Annotated in this window: 16 protein-coding genes and 2 pseudogenes; 12 read left to right on the forward strand and 6 right to left on the reverse strand. The window is 70.9% G+C overall.

Annotation, left to right across the window (positions count from 1 at the left end; genetic code table 11):
• Positions 1-6: 6 nt before the first annotated feature.
• A complete protein-coding gene (locus ACZ7CD_RS16510; RefSeq protein ID WP_360386953.1) occupies positions 7-522 on the forward strand; it encodes a TetR/AcrR family transcriptional regulator in 516 nt (171 codons plus the stop codon).
• On the opposite strand, the gene ACZ7CD_RS16515 is transcribed toward ACZ7CD_RS16510, so the two are convergent.
• From ACZ7CD_RS16515 to ACZ7CD_RS16530, 4 genes and pseudogenes are all read right to left on the reverse strand, one after another.
• Positions 501-1,289 (reverse strand): energy-coupling factor ABC transporter ATP-binding protein, encoded by a 789-nt coding sequence (locus ACZ7CD_RS16515; RefSeq protein WP_470379287.1) that lies wholly within the window; start codon positions 1,287-1,289, stop codon positions 501-503. The genes ACZ7CD_RS16510 and ACZ7CD_RS16515 overlap by 22 nt on opposite strands.
• Positions 1,278-1,916: pseudogene (gene cbiQ / locus ACZ7CD_RS16520) on the reverse strand (cobalt ECF transporter T component CbiQ); the annotation flags it as partial. The gene ACZ7CD_RS16515 and the pseudogene cbiQ, both read right to left, overlap by 12 nt.
• On the reverse strand, positions 1,913-2,194 hold the full coding sequence (locus ACZ7CD_RS16525; RefSeq protein WP_360386950.1) for a PDGLE domain-containing protein: 282 nt from the start codon (positions 2,192-2,194) through the stop codon (positions 1,913-1,915). The gene ACZ7CD_RS16525 and the pseudogene cbiQ, both read right to left, overlap by 4 nt.
• On the reverse strand, positions 2,191-2,877 hold the full coding sequence (locus tag ACZ7CD_RS16530) for an energy-coupling factor ABC transporter permease (RefSeq protein WP_360386948.1): 687 nt from the start codon (positions 2,875-2,877) through the stop codon (positions 2,191-2,193). Before ACZ7CD_RS16530 ends, ACZ7CD_RS16525 begins: the two co-directional genes overlap by 4 nt.
• Before the next feature lie 289 nt (positions 2,878-3,166).
• On the opposite strand from ACZ7CD_RS16530, the gene ACZ7CD_RS16535 reads away from it, so the two are divergent.
• Together ACZ7CD_RS16535 and ACZ7CD_RS16540 are read left to right on the forward strand one after the other, a co-directional pair.
• Positions 3,167-5,281 carry a glycosyl hydrolase family 95 catalytic domain-containing protein gene (locus ACZ7CD_RS16535; protein WP_470379176.1) on the forward strand — a complete coding sequence of 705 codons (2,115 nt, stop codon included), beginning with the start codon at positions 3,167-3,169 and terminating at the stop codon, positions 5,279-5,281.
• 42 nt (positions 5,282-5,323) lie between these two features.
• On the forward strand, positions 5,324-6,673 hold the full coding sequence (locus ACZ7CD_RS16540) for a pyridoxal phosphate-dependent decarboxylase family protein (RefSeq protein WP_360386942.1): 1,350 nt from the start codon (positions 5,324-5,326) through the stop codon (positions 6,671-6,673).
• 99 nt (positions 6,674-6,772) lie between these two features.
• Here ACZ7CD_RS16540 and ACZ7CD_RS16545 read toward each other — a convergent pair whose 3' ends face one another.
• The gene (locus ACZ7CD_RS16545; RefSeq protein ID WP_245816540.1) at positions 6,773-7,288 is read right to left on the reverse strand and encodes a MarR family winged helix-turn-helix transcriptional regulator; all 516 of its coding nucleotides are present in this window, start codon (positions 7,286-7,288) and stop codon (positions 6,773-6,775) included.
• Between the two features lie 375 nt (positions 7,289-7,663).
• Between ACZ7CD_RS16545 and ACZ7CD_RS16550 the strand changes: the two genes are divergently transcribed.
• The 7 genes from ACZ7CD_RS16550 (at position 7,664) to ACZ7CD_RS16580 (ending at position 16,747) form a co-directional block, all read left to right on the forward strand.
• Positions 7,664-9,013: a glutamine synthetase family protein gene (locus tag ACZ7CD_RS16550; RefSeq protein WP_360386938.1), complete on the forward strand. Its 1,350-nt coding sequence runs from the start codon at positions 7,664-7,666 to the stop codon at positions 9,011-9,013.
• A gap of 10 nt (positions 9,014-9,023) precedes the next feature.
• Positions 9,024-11,510 carry a DEAD/DEAH box helicase gene (locus ACZ7CD_RS16555; RefSeq protein WP_360386935.1) on the forward strand — a complete coding sequence of 829 codons (2,487 nt, stop codon included), beginning with the start codon at positions 9,024-9,026 and terminating at the stop codon, positions 11,508-11,510.
• A 397-nt stretch (positions 11,511-11,907) separates the two neighbouring features.
• Positions 11,908-12,195, forward strand: coding sequence for a hypothetical protein (locus ACZ7CD_RS16560; protein ID WP_360386932.1), 288 nt, complete (start codon positions 11,908-11,910; stop codon positions 12,193-12,195).
• Positions 12,196-12,507: 312 nt separating this feature from the next.
• On the forward strand, positions 12,508-13,419 hold the full coding sequence (locus ACZ7CD_RS16565) for a LytR/AlgR family response regulator transcription factor (protein ID WP_470379177.1): 912 nt from the start codon (positions 12,508-12,510) through the stop codon (positions 13,417-13,419).
• Complete coding sequence (locus tag ACZ7CD_RS16570) at positions 13,416-13,817, forward strand: DUF485 domain-containing protein (protein ID WP_360386926.1); 402 nt, start codon at positions 13,416-13,418, stop codon at positions 13,815-13,817. Before ACZ7CD_RS16565 ends, ACZ7CD_RS16570 begins: the two co-directional genes overlap by 4 nt.
• On the forward strand, positions 13,814-15,559 hold the full coding sequence (locus ACZ7CD_RS16575) for a sodium/solute symporter (RefSeq protein ID WP_458433371.1): 1,746 nt from the start codon (positions 13,814-13,816) through the stop codon (positions 15,557-15,559). Before ACZ7CD_RS16570 ends, ACZ7CD_RS16575 begins: the two co-directional genes overlap by 4 nt.
• Before the next feature lie 12 nt (positions 15,560-15,571).
• The gene (locus ACZ7CD_RS16580; protein ID WP_360386920.1) at positions 15,572-16,747 is read left to right on the forward strand and encodes a histidine kinase; all 1,176 of its coding nucleotides are present in this window, start codon (positions 15,572-15,574) and stop codon (positions 16,745-16,747) included.
• A 372-nt stretch (positions 16,748-17,119) separates the two neighbouring features.
• Here ACZ7CD_RS16580 and ACZ7CD_RS16585 read toward each other — a convergent pair.
• Positions 17,120-17,518: pseudogene (locus ACZ7CD_RS16585) on the reverse strand (transposase); the annotation flags it as partial.
• A gap of 659 nt (positions 17,519-18,177) precedes the next feature.
• On the opposite strand from ACZ7CD_RS16585, the gene ACZ7CD_RS16590 reads away from it, so the two are divergent.
• Positions 18,178-18,996 carry a metallophosphoesterase family protein gene (locus ACZ7CD_RS16590; protein ID WP_360386917.1) on the forward strand — a complete coding sequence of 273 codons (819 nt, stop codon included), beginning with the start codon at positions 18,178-18,180 and terminating at the stop codon, positions 18,994-18,996.
• A complete protein-coding gene (locus ACZ7CD_RS16595; RefSeq protein ID WP_360386914.1) occupies positions 18,997-19,638 on the forward strand; it encodes a 4'-phosphopantetheinyl transferase family protein in 642 nt (213 codons plus the stop codon). It abuts the gene before it with no gap.
• Positions 19,639-19,641: the final 3 nt, after the last annotated feature.

Raw genomic sequence — 19,641 nt, forward strand, 5'->3', positions numbered from 1 at the left:
GCAACGATGAGGGCCGACGCGGCGCGGAACCGCGAGAAGGTGCTGGCGGCGGCACGGGAGCTGTTCGCGTCGAAGGGCATCGACGTGCCGCTCGACGAGATCGCCGCGCACGCCGGGGTCGGGCCCGGCACCGTCTACCGGCACTTCCCGACCAAGCAGGCGCTGTTCCAGGCCGTCACGGACGCGCGCGTCTCGGCGATGGTCGAGTCGGCCGCCGCCCCCGCCGGCGATCCGGGCGCGGCGCTGTTCGCGTTCCTCGGGCGGATGGCGGACGAGGCGGCGGCGAAGCGGGACCTGTCCGACGCGATCACCGTGCCGTCCGAGCTGCGGGACCGGCTGCACGCGGCGCTCGGCGGGCTGCTGGAACGGGCTCAGGCCGCCGGTGCGGTGCGCGCGGACGTGACGACGAAGGACCTGGTGGCGCTGATGAAGGGGATGCTGCAGAGCCTGCACGAGGGGGCAAACCCCGCGCTGCTGCTGGAGATCGTGACCAGCGGGCTTCAGTCGAGCCGGAAGCCGTAGGGCAGTTCGAGGCGGTGGCGGGCGAGCAGGTCGGCGTCGGCGAGGAGCTCGCGGGTGGGTCCGTCCGCGACGACCACGCCGTCGTCGACCAGGACGCTGCGCGGGCAGGTCTGCAGCGCGAACGGCAGGTCGTGGGTGACCACGAGCATCGTGCGGCCCAGGCCGAGCAGCAGTTCGGCGAGCTCGCGGCGGGCCACGGGTTCCAGGTTCGCGGACGGCTCGTCCAGCACCAGGACCTCCGGGTCGCACGCGAGCACCGTGGCGAGCGCGACGCGGCGGCGCTGACCGCCGGACAGGTGCAGGGGTGAGCGGTCGGCGACCGCCTCCATCCCGACCGCCCGCAACGCCCCCAGCACCCGTTCGTCCACATCGGACATGCCGAAGTTCTGCGGGCCGAACGCGACGTCCTCGCGCACGGTCGGGCAGAACAGCTGGTCGTCCGGGTCCTGGAAGACCAGGCCGACGCGGCGGCGGATCTCGCGCAGGTTCGCCCCGCTGACCTCGAGGCCCGCGATCGCAACCGTGCCGGAGCCGCCGGAGTGGACGCCGTTGAGGTGCAGTGCCAGCGTGGTCTTGCCGGCGCCGTTCGGGCCGAGCACCGCGACCCGTTCGCCGCGCTCGACCCGCAGGTCCACGCCGAACAGCGCCTGGTGGCCGTCCGGGTAGGCGAAGGCGAGCTTGGAGACCTGCACCGCCGCGGCGGCCGGGGTCTCGGGAACGATCGTGGCCGAACCTCCCGGCCGGCCGGTCCAGCCGCGCGACACCATGGCGAGGTGCACCCTCTCTCCGCGTTCGTAGGACCGGATGAACAGCGTGCCGACCGAGCGGGCCAGCGCACCGGCCTGCCACAGGAACCGCGGGTCGTCGCCGCGGGAGATGCGGGCGACGCGCATCCGCTTCGCCTCGCCGGCCACGACCTCGCCGTAGCGCAGCATCAGCGTGGCGATCATGATCATCGACGCGGGCACGCGCAACCGCTGCAGGCCCTTGAGCAGGTCACCGGGTGCGGTGGTGGCGGCCAGCGTGAGGCTGACCAGCACGCCGAGCGTGCCCTTGGCCAGGATGTTCCACCCGGCGAGCGCGCCCTCGACCGAGACCGAGACGCCGAGGAGGTCGGTGCGCGGGCCCGCGCCGAAGATCGGCAGCAGAAACGCGAGCACCACGAACGGCACCTCGATCACCGCGCGCTTGAGGAACCACCACGGTGAGACGCGTGCTACCGCCCAAACGGCGACGAGCACGAGGAGGTAGAGCCCGAAGACGGGGAACCACGTGCGCGGGGTGGCCACGACGCCCAGCACCGCCGCGAACGCCACGAGGATCTTCACGTGGGGTGCGAGGCGGTGCACCGGTGAGTCACCGGCGTGGTGCAGGACGTGGTGGCTCCCGCTCATGCCTTCGTCTTCTTGCGCAGCAGCCAGAACAGCCCGAACGACAGTCCGAGCACGACCACCACGCCGAGCACGCCCGCGAGGCCGGTGAACCGGTCGTCACCGCCGAGCGCGTAGTCGGCGAAGGCGCTGCCCGCGAACGGGTGCTCCTGCGCGTGCTCGGCGATGCCGGTGTCCTCGACCGTCTTGTCCAGGCCGTCCGGGTCGCCGGAGGCGAAGTACGACAGCACGCCCGCGATCAGCAGCGACACCACCGCGAACCCGAGGAAGAACCTCTTCACGACCGGACCTCCAGCGGCGAGCGGGTGCCCTTGAGCAGGTGCACGAGGTCAGGGCGGATCGCGGCGACCGACGTGACGGTCGCGGCGGTGATCAGACCCTCACCGACGCCGATCAGCGCGTGGAAGCCGAGCATGAGGAGTGCGACCTGGCCGATCTCCACCCCGCCCTGCCCGCCGATCGCGTACTCGACGACGAACCCCGTCGCGGCGAGCAGCGTGTTGACCAGCGCCGACACGAACGCGACGACCGCGAGCCCGCCCTTGCCCCGGTTCGCGAGCCCCCGCAGCGCCACCGCCACCGCGAACCCGGCCGCGGTGCCGATCAGGGCCATGTTGGTGACGTTGGTGCCCAGCGCCGTGAGCCCGCCGTCGGCGAACAGCAGCGCCTGCACCACCAGCACGATCGTCACGCACAGCGCACCGACCCAGGGGCCGACCAGGATCGCCGCGAGCGCACCGCCGAGCAGGTGCCCGGACGCACCCGGCAGGATCGGGAAATTGATCATCTGGACGGCGAAGATGAAGGTCGCGACGAGCCCGGCCATCGGGGCGGTCCGGTCGTCCAGGTCGGCGCGGGCCTTCACCAGCGCGACCCCGACACCCACCGCGGCGACGACCAGGAACGCGACCGACGTCGGCGCGTTCAGCAGGCCGTCGCTCATGTGCATGGCAATGGCTGACATGTGCGGTCACGCTAATTGCCGGACCTCTGCTGTGGCTAGGACTGTGCAACAACGATTTGGGGGCAACAGCGCGGTGATCGTCACAGCGTCGCTAGTCATCGGATGACTTCTGCGGTTAGATCCGTTCCGCCGCCGCCACGGCACGGAGGGACCAACAGTGACAGAGCTGTCGCGTAGAACCTTTCTGTACGGAACAGGCGCAGCCGTGGGTGCGTCGGCACTGGGCTCGGGCACCTCGGTCGCAGCGCCGACCGCCCCTGAGACATCGGGTCACAACGTCCACCGGGACGTGGTCCGCGACGCCCGGATGGAGTGGCGGCGGCTGCCGCAGAACTGGGGCGACAGCCCGTTCCTCGCGAACGGCTTCCTGGGCGTGCAGGTCTACGCCGGGCGCACGCCGGACGAGCTGAAGCTCATGCTCAGCCACTCCGAGGTGCAGGACCAGCGCGAACACTGGGAGGCCGCGATCGGGCTGTCCCGATTGCCGATCGGGTACCTGACGCTGCGGTTCGCCGGCGCGATCACGGCCGTGGACTGGACGCTCGACCTGTGGAACGCGGAGCTGACCGGCTCGGTGACCACCACGCAGGGCAGTGCCACCTTCACGATGCTGGTGCACAACGCGCGCAGCACGTTCCTCGCGTCCGTGCGCGGTGACGTGACCTGGGGGTTCCAGCCGCTGGAGTCCTCGACGACCCGCCAGGTCCGCAGGCCGGCCGACTACACCGCGAACCCCGCGCCGGCGCTGGGCACCGCGAACGGCGTCTCGTACGCCGCGCAGCCGTTGCACGCGGGCGGTGGCTACACGACGGCCTGGTCGGCCCGCGGCGGCCGGTTCGCGGCCCATGTGGCGTACACGCATCCCGCGGACACGCACACGTCTGACGCGATCCGTGAGGTGCGCACGGCGCTGGCGATCCCGTTCGAGGTACTGCTGCTGCAGCACCGCCGTTGGTGGAACGCGTACTTCGCCAAGTCGCTGGTGTCGGTGCCGGACAAGCTCGTGCAGCGCTTCTACTGGTTGCAGCTCTACAAGATGGCCGCCGCCACCCGCGCCGACGCGCCGGTCATCAGCGAGTGGGGGCCGTGGTTCCCCGAGCAGGGCAACAGCTGGACGGCCGTGTGGTGGAACCTCAACGTCCAGATCTCGTACCCGCTGGTCAACGGCTCGAACCACCACGAGCTCGACGCCGTGACGACCACGCTGAAGCGCTACGAGCACAACCTCGAACGCAACATCAACCCCGCCTACCGGGACGGGGACTCGTACGCGATCTGCCACCCCGGCGACCGCACGTTGCGCTCCGGGCCGCGCTACTGCGGTGTGCCCGGCGTGGCGCCGAATGACCACACGGGCAATCTTCTGTGGGCGTGCCACAACGTGTGGCTGGGCTACCGGCACACGATGGACGAGAAGATCCTCAGGGACGTCCTCTTCCCGATCCTCACCAAGGCCGTCAACTACTACGCGCGGTTCCTCGTCGAGGGCACCGACGGCAGGCTGCACCTGCCGGAGACGCGGTCCCCGGAGTACGCCAACGCCACGGACACGACCTACGACCTCTCGCTGATCCGCTGGGGCGTGCGCACGCTGCTGTCGATCGAGGAGAACCCGCGCTGGCGGGACGTGCTGACCCGGCTCGTGCCCTACCACCTGGGTCCGGACGGCGCGTTGATCGGCAAGGACGTGGCGCTCACCGACTCGCACCGGCACTTCTCGCACCTGCTGTGGTTCTACCCGCTGCGCGAGCTCACGTGGGACGTGGCCGAGCACCGCGACCTGATCGCGCGGACGTTCGACCACTGGGTGTCGCGCCGCGAGGCCTGGGCCGGCTACAGCTACGGCGCCGCGTCCGCGATGGCCTCGGCGATGGGGCGGCCGGAGGAGGCGCTGGCGTTCCTGCGCCACTTCCTCGACCGCAAGCCGGTCGGGTCCAACGCGGTGCTCACCGAGAACTCCTTCTACCGCGAGGGCAGCAACCTCGCGATCGAGTCGCCGCTCATGTCCGGCCAGGCCGTGCTGGAGATGATGGTCCAGTCGCACAACAACGTCGTGCGCGTCTTCCCGTCCGTCTCGCAGACGTGGGCCGACGCGTCCATCTCGTCGTTGCGCACCCAGGGCGCGTTCCTGGTCGACGCGTCACGATCGGGCGGGCGCACCGACTGGGTGCGGGTGCACTCGGAGGCCGGTGCGCCGCTGGTGCTCGACCACGGCATCACCGGTGACATCGACGTGCGCGACCCGTGGGGCCGGCGACTGGACCACAAGCAGCAGGGTTCGGCCATCGTCGTGCCGTTGCGGCGTGGGCAGACGGCCATCGTCAGTCGCAAGGGCACTCGTCCGAACGTCGTAGCGCGCGATGTGACGGCCAACGGCTCGTCTTCGCGCTGGGGTCTGCCGTAACGTCCGAATTCGAACAACCGGATCGGACGAGTGGGGTGTGCGGTGGATCTTCAGCACTGGCTCAACGAGGCGCTGACCAACCACGAGAAGTGGACCGCCGAGTACGGCACCTTCACACCCCACTCGTCCGTCGAGGTCGACCCGGCGCTCTTCGGGTCGGCGCTCGCCGAGCTGCAGGACCGGCTGCGCGACAACTACCCGTTCTTCCACCCGCGCTACGCGGGCCAGATGCTGAAACCGCCGCACCCGGCCGCCGTCGTCGGCTACCTGTCGGCGATGCTGATCAACCCGAACAACCACGCGCTGGACGGCGGCCCGGCGACCGCGGCGATGGAACGCGAGGTCGTGGCCGGTCTCGCGGGGATGTTCGGCTACGGCGAGCAGCACCTCGGCCACCTCACCTCCAGCGGCACGATCGCCAACCTGGAGGCGTTGTTCGTCGCCCGGTCGCTGCATCCGGGCCGTGGCGTCGCGTACTCCTCCGAGGCGCACTACACACACTCGCGCATGTGCGGTGTGCTCGGTGTCGAGGGGTTCCCCGTGCCCGTGGACAGTCGCGGGCGCATGGACCTGGACGCTCTCGAAGCGCTGCTGCGCGGCGGCAAGGTCGGAACGGTCGTGGTCACGCCGGGAACCACCGCTTTGGGTGCCATCGAACCGGTGCATCTCGTGCTGGACATCGCACGGCGTTACGACGTGCGGGTGCACGTGGACGGTGCGTACGGCGGGTTCTTCGCGTTGCTCGCGGGCACGGACCTGGCGCCGGAGCCGTGGGAGGCCATCGGATCGTGTGACTCCGTCGTGGTCGATCCGCACAAGCACGGTCTTCAGCCCTACGGCTGTGGTGCGGTGTTGTTCCGCGACCCGTCCGTGGGCCGCTTCTACCTGCACGATTCGCCCTACACGTACTTCACGTCCGACGAGCTGCACCTCGGTGAGATCAGCCTGGAGTGCTCCCGTGCCGGTGCGGCCGCCGCGGGGCTGTGGCTGACGCTGAAGCTGCTCCCGCTGACCCGCGAGGGCCTGGGCGAGGTGCTGGCGGCCGGACGGCGCGCGGCCGTGCGGTGGGCGGGGCTGATCCGCGAGTCGGAGCAGCTGGAGCTCTACCAGGAGCCCGAGCTCGACATCGTCACGTACTTCCCGCGGACCAGCCCGCTGACGCTCTCGGCCGTGGACGCGGCGGCGCACCGGGTGATGCAGACCGGCATGAACGCCGCCGTCGACCCGGTGTTCCTGAGCGTGGCACGGGCGTCGAAGGAGGCGTTCGCAGCACGGCACCCCGGCGTGGCGGCGGACGCGGACGGGGCGCGGGTGCTGCGCAGCGTGCTGATGAAGCCGGAGTCCGAGGAGTACCTCGACACGCTGCACGCGCGGGTGCTCAGCCTGCTCTGACGGTGCAGGTCAAGCGGCCTGCGCTCCGGGTCGGACAGCGGGGGAACGCCGAAGTGGGCGACCCACCCCCGGTGAGTCGCCCAACGGGCGCGCAGGTCCTCAGCCGTGCTTGGCGCGGCGGCCGGAGCGGCGCGGCGGCAACGGCGTGTCGCCGCGCAGGTCGAGCCGGCGCTGCTCGCCGTTGGCCTCCAGGTGCGTCACCATCCGGCGCAGCATCTCGGCCAGCGACTGCGCCTCCGACGACTCCAGCGGGTCGGAGACGAAGACCTCCTCCTCGTTGAACTTGGGGAAGAGGTCGGCCATCAGCTCTTCACCCTCAGGGGTGAGGCGCAGGACCGCGAGGCGCCCGTCGGTCGGGTGGCCCATGCGCTCCAGCAGGCCCCGCGACTGCAGCGTCTTGGCGACGCCGGTCAGGGTGCCCTTGGAGATGCCGGCCTCCTCGGCGACGTACCGCGTCTCCATCTCGCCCCAGATCCACACGACCCAGAGCACGACGAAGCCGGTCCAGGTCAGATCGCTGGTGCGCAGCACCGAGTTCTCGAGGTGCTGCCGGATCGCGGTCGCGGCGCGGTGGATGTTCGACACCGCCGCCATCTGCTCGCGACGCAGTGGCACCGCACCGAGCTTGGCTTGGACGGCCTTCTCGGTCTCGGCAATCGTGTGGTGACCAGACAACTCAAAGTCTCCCGTGCTCGAGCTCAGGTGTTCCCGGCACAATACTTGCGGTTCCGAAGTATGTCTTCGACCTGGTGGTTTCGATCCGGCACGAGTCTGCTCGCGCTGTGATCACGATGTCACATCGCGCATGGTCCCGTGACGGTCGTCACCCGTCCAGTTACGGACTGTTGCCCAGTGGTGGACGATGAGTGCGGAGCCCCCAGCTGAGACCGAGCACGGTCTGCGCTCCACGGACGGGTCGACAGCGCTCGCACCTCGAACGTTGTCCCCTTCCGCGCCAGCGACGCACTGGGCCAGGAAAGGTAGTTCGACGTGGTCGGTGAACAGGTGACACGGGAGCTCGCGGCAAGACTCGGCGACGACGGCATCGACGTGGTGCGCGTCGTCTTCCCCGACCTGCTCGGCACGGACCGGGGGCGCGACGTCCTCGTCGAACACCTACCTGCGGTGACGCAGCGCGGGCTGTCGTTCTGCCGGGCCGTCTACAGCACCACGCCGGGCGGCAAGACCACCGAGAACGGCGGGGTGCTCGACGCGGGGCTGCCCGACGTGATCGTGGTGCCCGACCTCGACACGCTGCTGCCGATCCCCTGGGAGCCGGGGGTCGCGTGGTGCATCGGCGACGCGCTCAGCCCGGCCGACGAGCGACCCGTCGACGAGTCACCCCGCCAGGTGCTGCGCAGGGCGCTGGAGGTGTTCGAGACCACGGGTCTCTCGCCGGTGGTCGGGCCGGAGCTGGAGTACTTCCTCTGCGAACCCGACGAAGACCGCCCGAACGGGTGGCGGCCGTACTGCGACGAGCCGGGCAACGTGTACGCGACCGGCCGCCGCGGAGACTCGGACGGTCACCTGCTGAGAACTCTCCGGACGTTGAGCTCGGCGGGCCTGCAGACCACCGGCGGCAACCACGAGTACGCCGGCGGGCAGTTCGAGATCAACCTCGTGCACTCCCCCGCGATGGACGCGGCCGACCGGGCGTTCCGGTTCAAGACCTCGGTGAAGGAGCTCGCCCGGCGCGAGGGGCGGCTGGCGACGTTCATGGCCAAACCGTTCAACGACGGCGGCGGCTCCGGCTTCCACCTGCACCTGTCGTGCCACGAGAAGGACGGCCGCAACGCGTTCCAGGCGGCGGGCACCTCGCACGGCCTGTCGGACGAGGCGCGCTGGGCGATCGGCGGCATCCTCACCCACGCACCGGCGCTGGCCGCACTGCTCAACCCGACGGTCAACTCCTACAAGCGGTTCGGCCCGGACTCGCTCGCCCCGTGGCTGATCGACTGGGGCCTCGACAACCGCAGCTCGATGCTGCGGGTCCCGGCCGAGCGGGGCGAGACCACCCGGCTGGAGCTGCGCCTGGGCGACGCGAGCGCGAACCCGTACCTGGGCATCGCGGGCCTCATCGCCGCCACCTACCTGGGCATCCGCGACCGGATCGACCCGCCGCGTCCCTCGGCGGGCTACGGCTACGACCCGTCCAAGGCCCCGACGCTGCCCGCCACGCTGCCGGACGCCCTCGCCTACCTGGAGGAGGACACGGCGATGGTCGAGGTGCTGGGCAAGGACTTCGTCCGGTCCTATGTGGACTTCAAGTGGGAGGAGGTGGCCCGCTTCCAGCGGTTCGTGACCGACTGGGAGTTCACCGAGTACGCGTACCACCTATAGTTCACCCGCGATGACTGCACTCACGGACCGGCTCACCTCGATCGCCGACGAAGACGAACTGTTCGACACCTTCTCCGGGTGGGCCGCCGAACGCGGCCTGGCGCTGTACCCCGCGCAGGAGGAGGCGGTCATCGAGCTGGTCTCGGGGGCGAACGTCATCCTCAGCACGCCCACCGGGTCGGGCAAGAGCCTGGTGGCCATCGGTGCCCACCTGGTCGCGATGGCGGGCAACCAGCGCAGCTTCTACACCGCGCCGATCAAGGCGCTGGTCTCGGAGAAGTTCTTCGCGCTGTGCGAGGTGTTCGGGCCGGAGAACGTCGGCATGATGACCGGCGACGCCTCGGTGAACGACCAGGCGCCCATCATCTGCTGCACCGCGGAGATCCTCGCGAACATCGCGCTGCGCGACGGGACGGCCGCGGACGTCGGCCAGGTCGTGATGGACGAGTTCCACTTCTACTCCGAGCCCGACCGCGGCTGGGCGTGGCAGGTGCCGCTGATCGAGCTGCCCCAGGCCCAGTTCCTGCTGATGTCGGCGACGCTGGGCGACGTCGCGTTCTTCGAGAAGGACCTGACCCGGCGCACCGGCCGCCCGACCGCGGTGGTCCGTTCGGCGCAGCGCCCGGTGCCGCTGAACTTCCAGTACGTCCTCACGCCGTTGCACGAGACGATCGAGGACCTGCTGCACGGCCGCGAGGCGCCGATCTACGTCGTGCACTTCACCCAGGCCGCCGCGCTGGAACGCGCGCAGTCGCTGATGAGCGTCAACGTGGCGACCAAGCAGGAGAAGGAAGCCATCGCCGACCTCATCGGCAACTTCCGGTTCTCCTCCGGCTTCGGCAAGACGCTCTCGCGGCTGGTGCGGCACGGCATCGGCGTGCACCACGCGGGCATGCTGCCCAAGTACCGGCGGCTGGTCGAGCAGCTCGCCCAGGCCGGTCTGCTCAAGGTCATCTGCGGCACGGACACCCTCGGCGTCGGCATCAACGTGCCGATCCGCACGGTCGTGTTCACGGCGCTGGCGAAGTACGACGGCACCCGCACCCGCATCCTCAAGGCCCGCGAGTTCCACCAGATCGCCGGCCGGGCCGGTCGCGCCGGCTACGACACGGTCGGCACGGTCGTGGTGCAGGCGCCCGAGCACGAGGTCGAGAACCGCAAGGCGCTGCTGAAGGCGGGCGACGACCCGAAGAAGAAGCGCAAGGTCGTCCGCAAGAAGGCGCCCGACGGGTTCGTGTCGTGGAGCGAGTCGACGTTCGAACGGCTCGTGGGCGCCGAGCCGGAGCCGCTGACGTCGTCGTTCCAGGTCTCGCACGCGATGCTGCTGAACGTGATCGGCCGCCCGGCCGGTGGCGCGTTCCAGGCGATGCGGCACCTGCTGGAGGACAACCACGAGGACCGCCCGAAGCAGCTCAAGCACATCAAGCGCGCCCTGGCGATGTACCGGGCCCTGGTCGCGGCCGGTGTCGTGGAACGCTCCGGCGGCGACTTCCGGCTCACGATGGACCTGCAGTTCAACTTCGCGCTGAACCAGCCGCTGTCGCCGTTCGCGCTCGCGGCCATCGAGCTGCTCGACCGGGAGGCCCCCGGCTACGCGCTGGACGTGCTGTCGGTGATCGAGTCCACGCTGGACGACCCGAGGCAGATCCTGGGCGCGCAGGAGCACAAGGCCCGCGGCGAGGCCATCGGCGCCATGAAGGCCGAGGGCATCGAGTACGACGAGCGCATGGAGCTGCTGGAGGACGTCACCTACCCGAAGCCGCTGGAGGAGCTGCTGGAGGCGGCGTTCCTCACCTACCGCCGCGGCCACCCGTGGGTCGGCGACTACCACCTGTCCCCCAAGGCCGTCGTGCGCGACATGTACGAGCGCGCGATGACGTTCACCGAGTACGTCTCGTTCTACGGCCTGGCCCGCTCGGAGGGCCTCGTGCTGCGCTACCTGGCCGACGGCTACAAGGCCCTGTCGCAGACGGTGCCGGAGGAGGCCAAGACCGAGGAGCTGCAGGACCTGATCTCGTGGCTGGGCGAGCTCGTCCGCCAGGTCGACTCGTCGCTGATCGACGAGTGGGAGAAGCTCACCAACCCCGACGGCACGGTGCAGGAGGTCCGCGTGGACCAGCCGCCCGCCGTCACCCGCAACACCCGCGCGTTCCGGGTGCTCGTGCGCAACGCCCTGTTCCGCCGCGTCGAGCTCGCCGCCAAGCGCGACTGGTACTCGCTGGGCGAGCTGGACCACGAGTCCGGCTGGACGGCCAAGGAGTGGATGGACGCCCTGGAGCCGTACTTCGAGGAGCACTCGGACATCGGCACCGGCCCCAACGCGCGCGGCCCGGCGTTCCTGATCATCAACGTCGAGCAGGAGCGCTGGGTGTGCCGGCAGATCTTCGAGGACCCCGCCGGGGACAAGGACTGGGGCTTCAACGCCGAGGTCGACCTGGCCGAGTCCGACGAGCTGGGCGAGGCGGCGCTGACCATCACCGACGTCGGCCGGCTCTGAGGCCGTCCCCGCGCCCCGGTCGCGGAACCGGGCCGCGGACCGTTTCGCGAATCCCGTACGAATTCGAACGACTCTTCGTCGTTCTCCGGCCTGGGTGCGCGCGACAGCGGCCACGACAAAAGCGTTAATGCGCAGAATCCGGGGTTACCTGGATTCTGCACCCGCTAAACGTTGAAACCCGATGCATTTCAGCGATCGGGCATAACCGCTGGCCAGTTGAGACGACGGCTCCACCGGGGCGCTATGACGGCTTGATTGGCCGGGTGGTCCGGTCGGGGCAACATCATTGCGCCGCACCTCCGCGGTCGAGATATGGTGTTGCCCATGGGGGAATTAGTTCGCGCTCGTTCTCGGCAGCCGCAGCCGCCCACTGGCGCACCACCACGGGAGGAGTGAAGTGGACCCGGCACTGGACTCGCTGCGCGACCGGCTGGCGGAGATCGTCGCGTCGCCGCCGGACAACACCGAAGCCCTCGTCGACACGCTGAGCGGACTGGCCAAGCTCTCGAACCAGTGGTCCGAGGCGATCCAGGCGTTGCGCGCGCCCACCCGCAGACTCGTCGGGCCGGCCGCTGCCGCCTCGGTGAGCGTGGCGGCGCGGCGTGCGGAGGAGTCGTTCATCGAGCTGGAAATCACGCTGGGTGACGCGCTGGCGGCCCAGCCGAGGGCGATCCGGCAGTCCTGAGGCCGCCGCTCGCGTGACCAGGCAACTGCACGGTGGGTGACGACGGCGCCGATGACAGGGGCCAGACGCACCCGTTCGGAGGGTTCCCGTACCTCCTCGACCTGTCGGATGATGCGCCAATTGGGCTTTCTGGGGTCGAGGGGGTGCTTGCCGTGCGCACGACGGGCAACCGGACCCCCGCGGCGACTCACCCTCCGTGAGGAGGCATGATCGCGTATCCGACGCCCTCGGCTCACCAGGCGCGCGTTGACCGAGCGTGGTCCAGTCGCGCCACGTGAGGATCGGCCGTACACAGTTTGGACTCGATCTCGAATGACCTCAGGTCTGCCGTGCCCCCTGTGCGAGGGACCGGATCGACGTGGCAGCCTCGAATGGTCCCTGCGGGTGCTCGCCGTCGACGACGAGGCACCCGCGCTGGAGGACCTCACCTACCTGTTGCGCTCGGACCCGCGCATCGCGCACGTCGAAGCCGTCACCGACGCCACGAAGGCGCTGCGGGTGCTGCACCGGGCGATGGACGCGGGCCAGCCGCTCGACGCGGTGTTCCTCGACATCCGCATGCCGGGACTGGACGGTCTCGACCTCGCCCGCGTGCTGTCGAGGTTCGCGCAGCCGCCACCGGTCGTGTTCGTGACCGCGCACCAGCAGCCCGCCGTCGAGGCGTTCGAGCTCAAGGCGCTCGACTACCTGCTCAAGCCGGTGCGCCAGGAGCGGCTGGCCGAGTCGGTGCACCGGATCGTGCACGAGGTCTGGGACTCGAAGAACCCCGCGGAGGCCGCCCCGCCCGCGGCCGCGCAACCGGCCAACGCCACCCCGCCCGAGGTCGGTGACGAGGTCATCCCGGTCGAGCTCGGCGGCGTCACCCGCTTCATCCGGCTCGCTGACATCCGGTACGTGGAGGCGCACGGCGACTACGCCCGGCTGCACACCGCGACCGGCAGCGGGCTGGTCCGCGCCGCGCTCAACGGGCTCGAGGAGCGCTGGCGCAGCGCCGGGTTCGTGCGCATCCACCGCAGCCACCTCGTCTCGCTCGGCCACATCGACGAGCTGCGGCTGGAGGAGGGGCACCTCAGCGTCACGATCGGCGGCGCGGTGCTGCCGGTGAGCCGCCGGCACGCCCGGCACCTGCGGCAGCTGCTCGTGCGCCGCGCCCGGCCGGCGCCGGTGTCCGGTCAGGCCGCGCCCGCGGCCACCGCGCACCCGCGCAACGGGCTGGGGTCGTGACGACACCGCCACCGGGGCAGCCGCCCCCGCGGCCGGTCCAGCGCGTGGTGGTGACGAGTCCCCGCACCAGGGCGCCGCGGGCCCGGCGGCCGTACCCGGGCACCAGGGAGATCAACGAGCAGAGCGAGCTCGGCGCTGTCTACATGCGCACCCTGATCCGCGCCCAGCGCAGGCTGGGCCTGTCGGTGTGCTTCGTGGTGTGCGGGACGCTGGGACTGCTGCCGCTGCTGTTCGCGATCGAGCCGCAGATCGGCAAGATGCGGATCTTCGGGCTCGGGCTGCCGTGGTTCCTGCTGTGCGTGGCGACGGGCCCGATGCTGCTGCTGGCCGGCTGGTTCTACGTGCGGCAGGCCGAACGCAGCGAGCGCGAGTTCGCGGAGCTGGTCGAACGGCCATGACGAGCGGGTACGCCGTCGTGGCGGTGCTGGTCGTCGCACTGGGCACGATCCTGGTCGGCACGTACGGGCTGCGCGTCTCCCGCACCACGTCGGATTTCTACGTCGCGTCGCGCACGGTGTCGCCGTGGTGGAACGCCTCGGCGATCGGCGGCGAGTACCTGTCGGCGGCGTCGTTCGTGGGCATCGCCGGGCTGATCTTCGCCTACGGGCCGGACATGCTGTGGTTCCCGGTCGGCTACACCGCCGGGTACCTGGTGCTGCTGACGATGGTCGCCGCACCGCTGCGCCGCTCCGGCGCGTACACGCTGCCGGACTTCGCCGAGGCCCGCTTCCGCTCGCGCGGTGTGCGGGGCGTCGCGTCGGCGCTGGCGCTGGCGATCGGCTGGCTGTACCTGTTGCCGCAGCTCGAAGGCGCGGGGCTGACGCTGAACACGGTGACCGGGGCGCCGGACTGGGTGGGCGCGCTGGTCGTCGCGGCGGTCGTGACGGTCAACGTGATGTCCGGCGGGATGCGGTCGATCACGTTCGTGCAGGCGTTCCAGTACTGGCTCAAGCTCACCGCGATCACCGTGCCGGTCGTGTTCCTGGTCGTCGCGTGGCAGGTGCACGGCGCCCAGTCGCTGACCGCACCGGAGTTCCCGTCGTTCCGGCAGGACACCGAGGTCGTGTTCCGGAACGAGACGGTGGTGCACGCCGAGCAGGCCGTCACCGTCCGGGGCTCCGGCGAGGTCGACGGGCAGCGCGTGGAGGGCGGCGGGCACGTGCTGACCGCCGGCCACCACCGCGTCGGACAGGGCTCGAAGCTCACGTTCCCGCAGGGCTCGACCGTGCCGCACGTGTCCACGATGGGGCACAACACCAACGAGACGTGGTCGCTGCCGGAGTCGAGCGGGCAGCAGTTCCCGCTGTACGCGGCCTACTCGCTGATCATCGCGACGTTCCTGGGGACCATGGGGCTGCCGCACGTGATCGTGCGCTTCTACACCAACCCGAACGGCACGGCCGCGCGCCGCACGACGTTGATCGTGCTGGGCCTGCTGTCGGTGTTCTACCTGATGCCACCGGTGTACGGGGCGCTCGGCCGGCTGTACACGCCCGAGCTGCTGATGACCGGGCAGACCGACGCCGTGGTGCTCGTGCTGCCGACGCGGATGATCGACGGTCTCGGCGGCGAGCTGCTCGGCGCGCTGGTGGCCGGTGGCGCGTTCGCGGCGTTCCTGTCGACGTCCTCGGGGCTGGTGGTGTCGCTGGCGGGTGTCCTGTCGCAGGACGTGCTGCGGCTCGGCGGCGTGCGCGGGTTCCGGATCTCGACGGTGCTCGCGGGCATCGTGCCGCTGGCGATGACGTTCGTGTCGACGGGCATGCCGGTGGCGGACATGGTGGGCCTGGCGTTCGCGGTGGCGGCGTCGTCGCTGTGCCCGTTGCTGATGCTGGGGATCTGGTCGACCCGGATCACGACCGCCGGCGCCATCGCGGGCATGCTCGCGGGCGGCCTGCCCGCCCTGACCGCGGGGCTGGTCACGATGTTCACCGACACCGGCGACGCCCGGTACGAGACGCTCCTGTCCCGTCCGGCGGCGTGGACGGTGCCGCTGGGCTTCGGGGTCATGTACGTGGTCTCCCTGCTCACCCAGCGGCACGTGCCGCCGGGGGTGCAGCGCACGATGGTCAAGCTCCACGCGCCCGAGAACCTCGGGCTGGACGGCTCAGGTTCGTCTTCCCACGGCGACGAGCGAAGCTAGAGGTGAACTGAGATGCACGACCTCCTCACCGCCGCGGCGATCCTGATCGTCGGCGGGGCGGCGGTGCTCGTGCTGTGGCGGGGCACGCGCAGCCGGCAGTCGCTGTCGACCGAGGCCCAGCGCGTGACCTACGAGACCCTGCACACCGCCTGGTCCGCCGCTCCCCCGCTGCGCGCGGGCCTGGTCCCGGACGCGGCGAAGAGGTCCGCGCGCCACCTGCGCACCCTGCTCGACACCCCCGCGCTCGCGCTGACCGACGAGACCGAGGTCGTCGCGTGGGAGGGCGTGTCCGAGCACCACGCCGCGGAGGCGATGGCGCAGGCGCAGGACGTGTTCCTGACCGGCCGCACCCAGGCGTTCGACATCGGCTGCACCGAACCGAACTGCCCGATCAACTGCGCGGTCGTCGCCCCGCTGACCGTCGAGGGCCGCGTGGTCGGGACCCTGGCCGCCTACTCCCGCGAGGCCTCCGCGGGCCTGGTCCGCGCGACGAACCAGGTGGCCCGGTGGGCGGCGGGGCAGCTGGAGCTGGCCGAGCTCGACCGCTCGCGGACGCGCCTGGTGGAGGCCGAGGTGCGCGCACTCCGCGCCCAGATCTCACCGCACTTCATCTACAACTCGTTGTCCGCCATCGCTTCGTACGTCCGCACCAACCCGGAGCGCGCGCGTACGTTGCTCCTCGACTTCGCGGACTTCACCCGCTACTCGTTCCGGCGGCACGGCGACTTCACGACGCTGGCCGAGGAGCTGCGTTCGATCGACCAGTACCTCGCCCTCGAACGCGCCCGCTTCGGCGAACGCCTGAGGGTGACGTTGCAGGTGGCGCCCGAGGTGCTGCCGGTGACCGTGCCGTTCCTGTGCCTGCAGCCGCTCGTCGAGAACGCCGTGCGGCACGGCATGGAGGGCAAGGTCGAGCCGGGCCACATCCAGATCTACGCGAACGACAGCGGTGCCGAGGCCGAGATCACCATCGAGGACGACGGCATCGGCATGGACCCCGACGAGCTGCGGCGGACGCTCGCCGGTCAGGTCGACGAGTCCGCGGGGATCGGGCTCGGGAACATCGACGAGCGGTTGCGGCGGGTGTACGGGGACGAGTACGGGCTCGTGGTGGAGACGGCGTGCGGACTGGGCACGAAGATCACCGTGCGGGTGCCGAAGTACCAGGCGGGCATCAACGGCATGTGACGCGGGATGCGGTGAAGTGGCGCGGGAGCGGCCATGAGTGCGATGAGCGGTCGTGGTGCGATGAGCGGTCACGGGTGCGATGAGCGGTCACGGGTGCGATGAGCGGTCTGGAGTGGCGGTGCTCGGTCCGGCGGGCGACGCGGTGGTGCTGACGATGCCGGAAGCCACGCGGTTCATCACCCACGCGCGCCAGATGATCGCGGAGGCGACAGCGACAACGCACTGAGCGGACACCGGTCGGCCGGTCACGGTGCGATGAGCGGTCAGTGCTCGGCAGGGCGCACGAACCGGGCGAGCGCAACACAACGCCGGGGCCACCCTTCCTCAGGGTGACCCCGGCGCGAGCAGGGGGACGGCGCCTCAGCCGGCCGCCTTCGCCGACCGGCGGTCCGCCGCGTCGAGCACGGCGCGGATCCAGTCGACCTCGTCGGTGCCGCAGGCGCCCTCGGCCACGGCGCGGCGCAGGCGGGTCCACAGGCCCAGGTCGGTCCACTCCTGGAAGCGGCGGTGCACGGTCGGCACGGTCACGCCGAAGGACGCGGGCAGGTGCCGCCACGCGCAGCCGGAGGAGAGCACGAAGACGATGGCGGTGAAGACCGTGCGGTTGCAGACGCGGCCGCGGCCACCGCCCTGGCGGCGGACCTTCGCGGGTGGGATGAGGGGTTCGACGACGGCCCACAGGTTGGGGCTGACCAGGCGGGACGAGAGCTGTTCGATGACGTCGCCGCGGCCGGGGTCGGCGGTCTGCTCCGGCCACACGCCGGCGCGCATCCAGGAGTCCTGGCGCGGGACGGAGGTGTCGGCGGAACGGGTGTCCTGGCGGGCGGACTCGGCGCGCTGGCGGGAGCGCAGCAGGGTGGCCAGCGCGGTCTCCTCGGCCGTGCTGCGGCGCGAGGGGACGGCGTAGGCCTGGTGCTGCTGGGCGTGGCGGGCGATCTCGGCGCCGACGGTGCGGCGGAACGACGGTGCGGCGGCCAGGCGCGGGTCGACCGGCTGGCCGTAGCGGGGCACCTGGCCCTGGCGCGGCGGCAGCGGGCGCTGGGGCAGCTGACCCTGGGGGGCCTGGCGCGCGGGCACCGGGCGCGCGGGGACCTGACCCTGGGGGACCTGCCGCTGCGGGACTCCGCGCGCGAGTCGCGGGTCCGGCGTGCGGGCGAACTGGGAGTCGGTCATGGTGTGGTCCTCCGCCAGGACTTTTCCGTCAGGTGACAGCGCTCACGGTAGGAACGGTGCAGGTGGACAGGTAAGTGCGCGGGCCGTCGGCAGCGATGAGCGGGGCAAGGTCGGCGACTTGCGGCTCGCCCTGTTGAGACGAGTGGCGCACTGTCTGCGACGAACGGATAACCGGTCGTGTTACTCAGGACACGAACGGGTGGTCTCTTCGGTTCAGGTTGATCTCCTCGCGTTGACGCCACGGCTACCGTCGAGGTGTGAAGCTCTTGGCCACCAGCGACCTGCACGTCTCCTACCAGGACAACCGCGACGTGGTGGCGGCGATCACCGCACCGGACCCGGCCGACTGGCTGATCGTCGCCGGGGACGTGGGTGAGAAGTTCGGCGACATCGAGTGGACCCTGCGGACGCTGCGCCCCCGGTTCGGCCGGGTCATCTGGTCCCCAGGCAACCACGAGCTCTGGACCACGAAGGACGACGAGAACCAGGCGCGCGGCGAGGTGCGCTACAAGCAGCTCGTCGAACTCTGCCGCAGCCTCGACGTGCTCACCCCGGAGGACCCGTACGCGGTCTTCGACGGCGACGGCGGGCCGGTCACCGTCTGTCCCCTCTTCATCGGCTACGACTACTCGTTCAGGCCACCGGGTGCCACGGACGTGCAGTCCGCCCTCGCCATCGCGCACGAGGCGGGCGTCGTGTGCACCGACGAGTACTTCCTGCACCCCGACCCCTACCCGTCGCGCGAGGCCTGGTGCCGGGCTCGGGTGGAGGAGACCGCGCGACGGCTCGCCGAGGTGAGCGGGCCGACCGTGCTGATCAACCACTACCCGCTCGTGCGCGACCCCACGTTCGTGCTGCGCTACCCCGAGTTCGCGCTGTGGTGCGGCACCACGGCGACGGCCGACTGGCACACGCGGTTCAACGCCGTCGAGATGGTCTACGGCCATCTGCACATCCCCCGCACGACCGTCTACGACGGCGTGCGCTTCGACGAGGTCTCCCTCGGCTACCCGCGCGAGTGGCGACCGCGCGGCGTGACCGGGGCCAAGCTGCACGACGTGTTGCGGGAGTCATAGGTGCTGGAACAACTCCTCCCCCCGCCGATCGCGGCGGTGGAACGGTTCGACGACGAGCAGCCGGCCGGCCTCTTCCCCGAGGAGGAGGCGCTGCTGGGCAACGCGGTGCCCAAGCGCCGCGCGGAGTTCGGCACCGCGCGCTGGTGCGCGCGCCAGGCCATGGCGCGGCTCGGTGTCGCGCCCGCGCCGGTGCTGCCGGGGCCCAAGCGCGAGCCGCTGTGGCCGGAGGGCGTCGTCGGCAGCCTCACGCACTGCCTGGGCTACCGGGCGGCCGCGCTGGCGAGCACGGCGGACTTCCTGACGATCGGCATCGACGCCGAACCGCACGGGCCCGCGCCGGACGGGGTGCTGGGGGCCATCGCGGTGCCGGCCGAGCTGGACCGGATGGCCGGGCTGCGGGCGGAGGACCCGAAGATCTGCTGGGACCGGCTGCTGTTCAGCGCGAAGGAGACCACGTACAAGGCGTGGTTCCCGGTCACGCGGCGGTGGCTCGGGTTCGAGGACGCGGACATCACGCTCGACCCGGACGGCACGTTCCACTCGCGGATCCTGCTGCCCGACACCCCGATCGCGGACTTCCGCGGCCGCTGGCTGGTGCAGGGCGACGTCCTGGTCACCGCGATCGCGGTGCCCGCCGTGTAGGGC

The organism is Lentzea sp. NPDC036949 (genome assembly GCF_055608075.1).